Origin of the sequence: Bartonella sp. CE47NXGY (assembly GCF_042195415.1) — a bacterium.
In the GTDB taxonomy this organism is placed as follows: domain Bacteria; phylum Pseudomonadota; class Alphaproteobacteria; order Rhizobiales; family Rhizobiaceae; genus Bartonella.
On the sequence record NZ_JBHIOI010000031.1, the window covers coordinates 1 to 8,261 of the forward strand.

Here is an 8,261-nt window from a genome sequence, read left to right on the forward strand (position 1 = left end):
GCGCATGCCCCGTTGGATTGAAAAGTCTTCTTGGCCTAAATTGATAAGAAGGACTTTGACTTCACCACGGTAGTCACTATCAATCGTTCCTGGAGTGTTGAGGCATGTGATGCCGTGTTTTAAGGCTAAGCCAGAGCGTGGACGTATTTGTGCTTCAAACCCAAGAGATAAATGAAAAATGAGACCTGTTGGAATAAGTGCCCGCTGCCCAGGGGCAAGAACAAGCGTTTCTTCTTCTCCAATTGCTGCCCGTAGATCAAGACCCGCAGAACCCGCTGTCGCGTAGCAAGGAAGTTCTAAACCTTGTCCGTGTGCAAGACGCTGAACAAATAAAGTCTGGGCATGTGAAGATTGAGAAGAGACAGGATGGTTGTTTAGAGAGGCGTTTGTTTCAGTGTGCGACATGATCGAGGCATTTCCAAAATATGAGGTCTAGAAGAAAATGATACTTTAACAAAAGATATCTATAAAACCAAGTCGATAAAGGTGTGTGGATATAGGTTGTCCCCAGAGCTTGCTTATCATCTTTGGCTGACCTAAAATATTCCACAACACCACCTAACATCATCAAAGGCATTTTTCAATAATGGCATCATCAAGGATGGCTTATGCCTAGGGGCATGCGCTTATTTGAGATCTAAATTATGGTTACAGATAAGATTTTTTAGATACTACCGATAAGTATACCCGTGGCAAAAACCAGAGCTCCCCCAATGATAACCTGTAAAGAAGCGCGCCAAAAGGGAGTTGACATGAATTTGTTCTGAATCCAGACGATGGCGCCTAGTTCGAAAAAAACAATGATAAAAGCAATAATTGTCGCTACATAAAAAGAGTTGATTAAATAGGGAAGCGTATGGCCTAATCCTCCTAATGTGGTCATAATGCCGCTGGCAAGGCCTCTTTTTAATGGCGAACCACGCCCTGATAATTTGCCGTCATCATGGGCTGCTTCTGTGAAACCCATTGAAAGTCCCGCACCAATTGAAGCTGAGAGCCCTATCAAAAAAGTTTGATGCGTGTCTCCCGTGGCAAAAGCTGCGGCAAAAATGGGGGCAAGGGTAGAGACAGAGCCATCCATTAACCCTGCAAGACCTGGTTGAATCCAAGTCAAAAGTGTTTGTCTTTGCGTTTTCGAAGGCTTTTTTATGGTGTGATTTGCCGCTGTTGTTTTTTGGGAGGGATGGCGGTTCTTGCCTTTCACAAGAGAAGTTTTGTCACATAATGAACCGATAGTGTTTGCACGATTATGGCAAGAAAGGCACAAAAGTTGCTTATAATTTTTAAGCTCTTGAAGCCCCATGGCGGTAAAAACCGCGGCTTCCTTAGAGGAATAAGGTTCTAGAGCTTTTGCATATTTTAAATAGAGCGCCGCATGTTGCTCTTTTAATTTGAGCGCTTTAAGTATCACGTTTTGTGCTGAACGAAAGGACAGAGCTTTACGTTGTACAAATGAAAAAAACGATCTCAACATTTTCTGTTCCTCTGCACTTTAGAATAATTCTAAAACATAAGAAAAATAAACCGAAAGTCAATCTAAAAGTTCAAAACTGAAAAATTGCAAAAAGGTTGCACTGAGAAAAAAGGTGATGGGATGCTGAGAAAGTACAAGGAGATTTATCAAATGGAGACGACAGGGGCGCATGAAAGAAATGATTACGTGAAAAAATTTAAGAGACAATGTGCTTTATTTTGCTAAAGGGGCGTTTGAATGGAGCATTTCAATGTATTGATGCTCGAGAATATAGGAAAGGAATAAGCTAGCATCATCTTCATTCGATGCGTTCAAAAGACTGTACAGCTCTTAGAATTTGAAATGATTCTTTAAAGGAGATCTTTATTCAAGGGATAAAAGCCCATTTCGCGAGGGGGCCCCCGTGAAGAGTATAGAAGGGTAGAGCGGCAAAATTTCCATGAAATAATATAAACTCCATTGAGTCTTCTTAATCTTTACGCTTCATAAAAGAGCAAGCCGGCATCATCATACACCTTAGCTCCCAGTGTTGCGACAGTCTTTAGCACTGTTCATTATAGGCATGACATTTTATTGTACAGTTTTACGCCACTCATTCTGCTTGTGGAGGTGTAAGACAGTATTCTTATGATATTTACACGCATTTGAGCGTTGTTACAGCTTTTGCATTTAGGTGGATTTTTTAGCGTGTAACGAATTATCTTTTGTGCTGTAATTGCGGGGACAGATAAAGGTGGGAGTGCATAAATGACAGAGATATTATCATATCAAATTGTTTGATCACGCATAAAAATTTATGCTTTATGAAGGGGCATTTATCGCCTTGTAACTGGCCTGATATCTTGCATGAAAGCCCAAAATTCAGTAAAATTCTCTCACTTCAAAACTTCTTATCTTAAATCAATTCAAATCATTTTCTTGTGTATCACAAGGAGGAGTGTGGGTGCTGTGTTTTTATTTAAAGTATGGGATGAATTGAAATGTGAGAAGTGCATAATCTCTACGCGTTAACAAACGTTTTTGATGTTTTTAAAAAAGAGCGAAATTGTGCAGAAAAAAGAGGAACTCTATGGACATTGATGATAGTTTAGAATGGTTTTTGGGTTTGCACAAACTAACAATACCGCAGGCAGCGCTTTTAATAGTTGGATTAAATCCAGGAAAGTGTTTGTTTCACGATGAAATGGAACCAGAAAAGAGTGATATTTACGAAGATAACCTTTCCGTATCATCAGAGAAAACTGCTTGTTTCCGAGGAGCTTATAATGCCATAGTTCAGGCAGGAAAAGACGATCAATTAAAGATAGAATGGTCGAGTTTTTCTAATTATATAGAGACATATTCCTCATATGTTCTCGTTGATGATTTAAAAGAATGGCTTTCGTCGCGTGGTCTACGTCCTGCGTTTTTTTTTCCTGAGGATGATTCTGCTGAGACTAAGGATCAGAAATATTATGCGTTTCAAGATCCAACGCATCCACGTTATGCTCCAAAGCTTGCTGCTATTGTTGCGGCATGGGAAGCGGTGAGTGAGGCTGAGGGTGGTAAAACTGTTAAAGGAACGCTTATAAAGTGGCTTAGTGAACATGCCGTTCAGTACAAGTTGGTGGATGATGATAATTTACCAAGAGAGAAGCTTATTGAGGAATTAGCGGCTGTTGCGAATTGGGAACCTACCGGAGGGGCGCCTAAGACACCTGCCAGCTCTCTTTGATCAAAAGAAAAAAAATAAAAAGATCACTAAAATTGTGCTGCTTTTTTTGATAATTTTGAAGGTAATCTCTTTTTCTGGGGGAGATTTTTACTTTTCTTCCCTAGATTATAAGTAATTGTTTTTCAATAAAAATAATTTTTATAGTGTTCCTCTGACTGTTCAGGCGGGGGAAAATAGACATTTTGGGCAGTAAAATTTACCCTGTAGTTTTCGTAACTTACCTCTCTATTTTTGTTTGATTTTTTGGGGCACTTTTAAAATCCATTATAAATTGAAATGAGAATGCAACATGAGAAAAATATTTTCTTTTTTTACGGTGCGTGGAAGTGCAAAAAATCCTCAAGTCAATGCACCGATATTGGAGCAGCCTGTTGCCGATGAGGTGGTACATAAATCGTTTAGAGTAGGTGTATTGTCGTGTTGGTTAAAGTTTGAACTTACCCTTGTTATGGAAAAGGTCAAAGCTGAGCGTCATGTGCGCTCTCCATAAAGAAATCTTGTCATCTATGAGCGAATGAGGATTTCTCTTGAAAAATTTGCACAATAGTAAAACTCGTTAGCAAAACCCGTTCTTTGGCGTAACAAAAAGGATGTCATAAATGATTATCTCATCATAAATATGCTTTAAGAATAACCCTTGCGTGGCGAAAGTCTATGGCGTAGTCGCTATAGACTTTTGCTCCGTGTGTGGTGATCAATGCTCTTGTTTATCTCTTGTCAATGCAAGTGCCCATGAAAGTGATGGGTGTCTATTGCTTCATTGTGATGCTTGGTTGTTCATGTTTAGAAACGACAAGTGTATTAAATGCGATAGGGCTGATAGAAAGGAAAACGTATCCTGTAAAAAATAGGTATGTCTTTAAAATAAAGCTGATAAACGAAATTATTTTTTTATCTACCTTTTATATGGTGAGAGAAAGGTATTCAAAGTGCAAGCATACGCAATTTAGCAGTAAATCCCAAAATAGCATAGATCGTTTCTCGGAAAAGGGGAAGAAAATCTATCTGTAAAAGCTATGTTGGGTCGTGTGACAGGTGAAATAATGCGGTTAGGGCAATAAACAATTGTTATTGGTGAAGAGATAGAAATCGATTGGGGGTTGATTTCTAGTTTATTAGAGAATTTTCTTTGTTATCTCGTCAAATACGATCGTTTGAGGTGTGGTCATATAAAGCGAAGCTTTTTTTCAATCTTGGAAAGATATTCCCATTGCGGAAAATCATATAAAGTTTAAGCAACGGCAGCACGATTTTTTGTGCAATGAAATGATAAGTATGTACAATATCTCGGTAATCTCCATGGGAAACTTTACCGGATCCAAGGTGTGGATATTGTCTTCTGCTTACCCCAAATCGCAGATATTTCAAAACAACAACGGTGGAGAATGAATGTTGGATATGTTCTAGGGAAGGTTGCAAAAAATGGCAGTTTTCAAAAAAATACCAAAAATGACGAAAGGAGCGGTTTCCCACTCCTTCGTTCCTATCTCCCCTTGCGGGGAAGCGGCCACCATTACTGATGCCGTGTATGCTGATATAGGTACACTTATTTTTCTCAAAAGTCAATAGTGTAAATGCGGTAAATATTTGAGCATCAGAGCTACAACTTTATGAAAATCTTCGCAGGATAATCTTGGAACGGTACGTGAGCAACTTAAACGACTTACAGAAACTGTTGTGACATAATTGCAGATAATCCATGCTTTTTTATTCTCTATAGGAGATTGTATTGGATACGCAGCGGGATTATTGGGTTGTGATTTCGTTGAAAAAGGTAAAACTGTCACATTTCCATATAATTTTGCATTCTTAGAAAGCACTAAAACAGGCCGCTTTTTCCAAAATTCAGGGAGTATCGAATCATGAGGAAAATCACACCAAAAAACTTGTCTGATGCGTGGTGCCGATTTGATTCGTGGTTTTATATGAGGTGGTTTTTCGTAAGGCGCATTTAAACCCCTTTCTTTTATATGCTCACGCCATGCATTATGATCATGTTCCATCATAACACATGGTTCTTCAAGTTTGGTTATATCTAAGGAAATAGGTGATAGGGTAGAAGGCTCTGTGTTCTTATCTTCAGCCATAGCAGACCATTTATATTTATTGGTCCCCTCACTTATTATTTTACGGCTTTTCTATCACGAGTTTTTATCAAAATGTTGCTTATAAGTACAGAGAGGTGAAACCATAAAATGGATGTCTCTGCTTATTTTTGTCTTTTGAGTACAACGCTAGAGGAGGGATGTTGGTGACTCGTTGGTGTGGGTGGGTTGGTTTGGCGGTGGGTGGTTTTGGGTGGGGATTGGTGATTGGAGGGTTGTTGGTAGGGGAAAGCGATTGGAGAGAACGAGTGCACGCGGTTTCGTTTCTATTTTATGGTTAGAGTTTTTTATGGATTGAAAGGAGCCCTTTTGAAGTAATATAGAGGCTTATAAGGGAGAAAAATAGGCTTGAGACGACATTCCAACCGGCAAATGAAAGAAAAAGAAAGCGTGCGGATGCTTCAGAACAAGAAGGGGGATGAATGCTATTTAATTGGTTAAGCAGCTGGTTAATGTCTGAGGTTTTTCTCACTGCGCTTAAACCACAGCTGAGGGGAGCTTCCCAAAAGCCATATTCAACACCCGCATGATAAACGGCTAAAACAAGGCTGATGCACATTAAGACAAAAACACACAAAAACAAAAGTTGTATCCAAGCAGTTATGCGAAAAAAATATGCCCCAAAACCTGCTAAGAGCAAAAATGGTATGGCTCCATAATAAGGAAAACGCTCTATGAGACATAAATCGCAAGGAAGATATCCTCCGAAATATTCAAAACCAAGGGCAATACCTATTGTGGCAGACAAGCAAAAAGCGAGAAAAAAAGCCCATAAACTTTGTTCTTTTCTGCTGGGTTCAAGATGAAGGTGTTTGTGTAAAAGTGGGTGAGAAGACAAAACGCATGCCATTAAGTCTGTTCCTTATAAAAGCTTCCTGTTTAAAAAAGCTATGAAAATCCCATAAATTAAAAGGAGGCTAACACAACCAATGAGAACAATCCATTTGAAATGCTGTACTAGAAAATTCATTGCTTTTTGTCCAAAATGTTTAATCAGCCACGCGAGAAGATAAAAACGAGCGCCTCTAGAAAAAATACAAATAAGCATGAAAAGTTCAAGACGTACACTCATAACACCGGCCAAAATTGTGACAATCTTGATGGGGGGAAGATGAAAAAAACCTGATGTTATCAGTAAAATGATGAGAAACTGCAGGGTTGCACTATTTTTCAGAGATTCAAAACTTTCAACCTTACCATAAATTTCTAAAATGGGTTTGGCAAGGGTATCATAGGCAAAATGTCCGATAAACCAACCGGCAATGCCTCCTAATACAGAACAGATTGTCGCAATCAAAGCATAGCGATAAACCCGTTTTTGATGGATAAGAAGCATCGGAATATATAAAACATCTATGGGAATTGGAAAAACAGAACTTTCAATAAAGGCAATGAAACCAAGCCAGTGTGGTGCTGTACGCCGATTTGCTAAAGAAATCGTCCAAAGCTTTAATTTGTTTAATATCATGAGGCTTTTATAAGTTTAAGAGGTAAAGACTTTACAAATGAGATTGCTATAAATCCGGTAGAGAAATCCAATAAAGAAAGTATTTCATAAAATAGATAAGAAAATGATATGAATTCTTAAAAAATGAGAAGTCTTCTGTTGACGAATCTGTTCTTCTTCATATAGTGCAAAAGAATAATCGACAAGTCTGTCTTTTATAGTCCTGTCTTTTATAGCAGTGTGCGGGTGTGGTGGAACTGGTAGACGCGCCAGACTCAAAATCTGGTTCCGAGAGGAGTGTCGGTTCGAGTCCGACCACCCGCACCACTTCATAAATATTTCCCTTTATCCTGTTATGGCGCATCACTTTGGTTTATAAAACATGGGATTTATAAAACATGGGATTTATAAAACATGGGATTTATAGACCGTGTTCAATGTTTTGCATGTTGAATGAAAAACCTCGAATACCGTAGGATTCTCTCATTTCAAGTCTGCTTATAGTAAATCAACCAAAATCATGTCGCTCGTACGTTACAAGCTAGATGAGCTCTCGCGTGGAGTGAAATTTTACAAAAAATGAATAAAAATGCCTCTTATGCCGTTTCAAGGGCATCATTGGAGGTAAAGTGTATGATGGATGGTGCCAGCTTGCACTTTTATGAAGTGTAGAGATGGTGCTCTATAGATTTTATATTCTTGTAGGTGCTGTCGTAAAATGGGCTTGAGGGTTTTGAGAGCTGTTTCTTTAAAACACGCATGTGAATTGGCAATCCAAGTGTCTTGAATTTGAGTGTGTTTGGTTTGAAGCGTTGTCGTATGACATGAGGGGCGTGATCGCCAAAAAGATATGTGAGCAACAAAAACATGGGGTAGTGCGTAATCCCCACTCTTTAAAAGACAGGAGCTTTAGAGGCTTAAAAAATAGTGCTTTAGAGGCTTTATAGATTTTATATTCTTGTAGGTGCTTTCGCAAAATGGGCTTGAGGGTTTTTAGAGCTGTTTCTTTAAAACACGCATGTGAATTGGCAACCAAAGTGTCTTGAATTTGAGTGTGTTTGGTTTGAAGCGTTGTCGTATGACATGAGGGGCGTGATCGCCAAAAAGATATGTGAGAAACAAAAACATGGGGCAATGTGTAATCTCCTCTCTTTAAAAGACAGGAGCATGAGAGGCTTAAAAGATTATGCTTTAGAGGCTTTTGAAAGTCGTAAAGCAGAGGGAAATGGTAAGATTGGAAATTGGTTTTTACCTTGACAACTTCATGTGCTCCCTAAATGAAGCTGTCTCCCCGTTATAGAAATTACATAAACAGAGAACCGCAATATTCTCTCTCCACTCTTGGCATATAATAGCGGTAAAATACTGTTGTTTGAAGTGTGGTCATATAGGGCATACTTCCTTGAAACGTTACAGTATTTTTTTCGGTGTGTGTTGGATATTCTTCAGTGTTTGTCTTGCTTGAGATTTAAGGGCATTCCATGAGGAGGAGCCCAAAGAAGCCCGCCCAATATCCCCCAA

8 protein-coding genes and 1 tRNA gene are annotated in these 8,261 nt (G+C 39.0%); 4 read left to right on the plus strand and 5 right to left on the minus strand.

Annotated features, from left to right (window positions below; all coding sequences use genetic code 11):
- Positions 1-405: dUTP diphosphatase (gene dut, locus ACFIL3_RS07855; protein WP_375682027.1), on the minus strand; the 405-nt coding region annotated here is incomplete at its 3' end.
- A gap of 259 nt (positions 406-664) precedes the next feature.
- Positions 665-1,474, minus strand: a complete 810-nt coding sequence (locus ACFIL3_RS07860; protein WP_375611594.1) for a VIT1/CCC1 transporter family protein — start codon at positions 1,472-1,474, stop codon at positions 665-667.
- A gap of 1,069 nt (positions 1,475-2,543) precedes the next feature.
- Here ACFIL3_RS07860 and ACFIL3_RS07865 point away from each other — a divergent pair.
- Positions 2,544-3,188, plus strand: coding sequence for a hypothetical protein (locus tag ACFIL3_RS07865; RefSeq protein ID WP_375682028.1), 645 nt, complete (start codon positions 2,544-2,546; stop codon positions 3,186-3,188).
- Positions 3,189-3,477: 289 nt separating this feature from the next.
- On the plus strand, positions 3,478-3,678 hold the full coding sequence (locus tag ACFIL3_RS07870) for a hypothetical protein (RefSeq protein WP_375631973.1): 201 nt from the start codon (positions 3,478-3,480) through the stop codon (positions 3,676-3,678).
- 1,072 nt (positions 3,679-4,750) lie between these two features.
- On the opposite strand, the gene ACFIL3_RS07875 is transcribed toward ACFIL3_RS07870, so the two are convergent.
- A complete protein-coding gene (locus tag ACFIL3_RS07875) occupies positions 4,751-5,275 on the minus strand; it encodes a type II toxin-antitoxin system PemK/MazF family toxin (protein WP_375682029.1) in 525 nt (174 codons plus the stop codon).
- A gap of 164 nt (positions 5,276-5,439) precedes the next feature.
- On the opposite strand from ACFIL3_RS07875, the gene ACFIL3_RS07880 reads away from it, so the two are divergent.
- Positions 5,440-5,574: a hypothetical protein gene (locus tag ACFIL3_RS07880; RefSeq protein ID WP_375613250.1), complete on the plus strand. Its 135-nt coding sequence runs from the start codon at positions 5,440-5,442 to the stop codon at positions 5,572-5,574.
- Here ACFIL3_RS07880 and ACFIL3_RS07885 read toward each other — a convergent pair.
- Together ACFIL3_RS07885 and ACFIL3_RS07890 are read right to left on the minus strand one after the other, a co-directional pair.
- Positions 5,571-6,143, minus strand: coding sequence for a disulfide bond formation protein B (locus ACFIL3_RS07885; RefSeq protein ID WP_375668247.1), 573 nt, complete (start codon positions 6,141-6,143; stop codon positions 5,571-5,573). The two genes, ACFIL3_RS07880 and ACFIL3_RS07885, sit on opposite strands and share 4 nt — an antisense overlap.
- Positions 6,144-6,155: 12 nt before the next feature.
- The gene (locus ACFIL3_RS07890) at positions 6,156-6,761 is read right to left on the minus strand and encodes a YqaA family protein (RefSeq protein ID WP_273790911.1); all 606 of its coding nucleotides are present in this window, start codon (positions 6,759-6,761) and stop codon (positions 6,156-6,158) included.
- A 221-nt stretch (positions 6,762-6,982) separates the two neighbouring features.
- On the opposite strand from ACFIL3_RS07890, the gene ACFIL3_RS07895 reads away from it, so the two are divergent.
- Positions 6,983-7,067 (plus strand) — tRNA-Leu (locus ACFIL3_RS07895).
- Positions 7,068-8,261 lie beyond the last annotated feature (1,194 nt).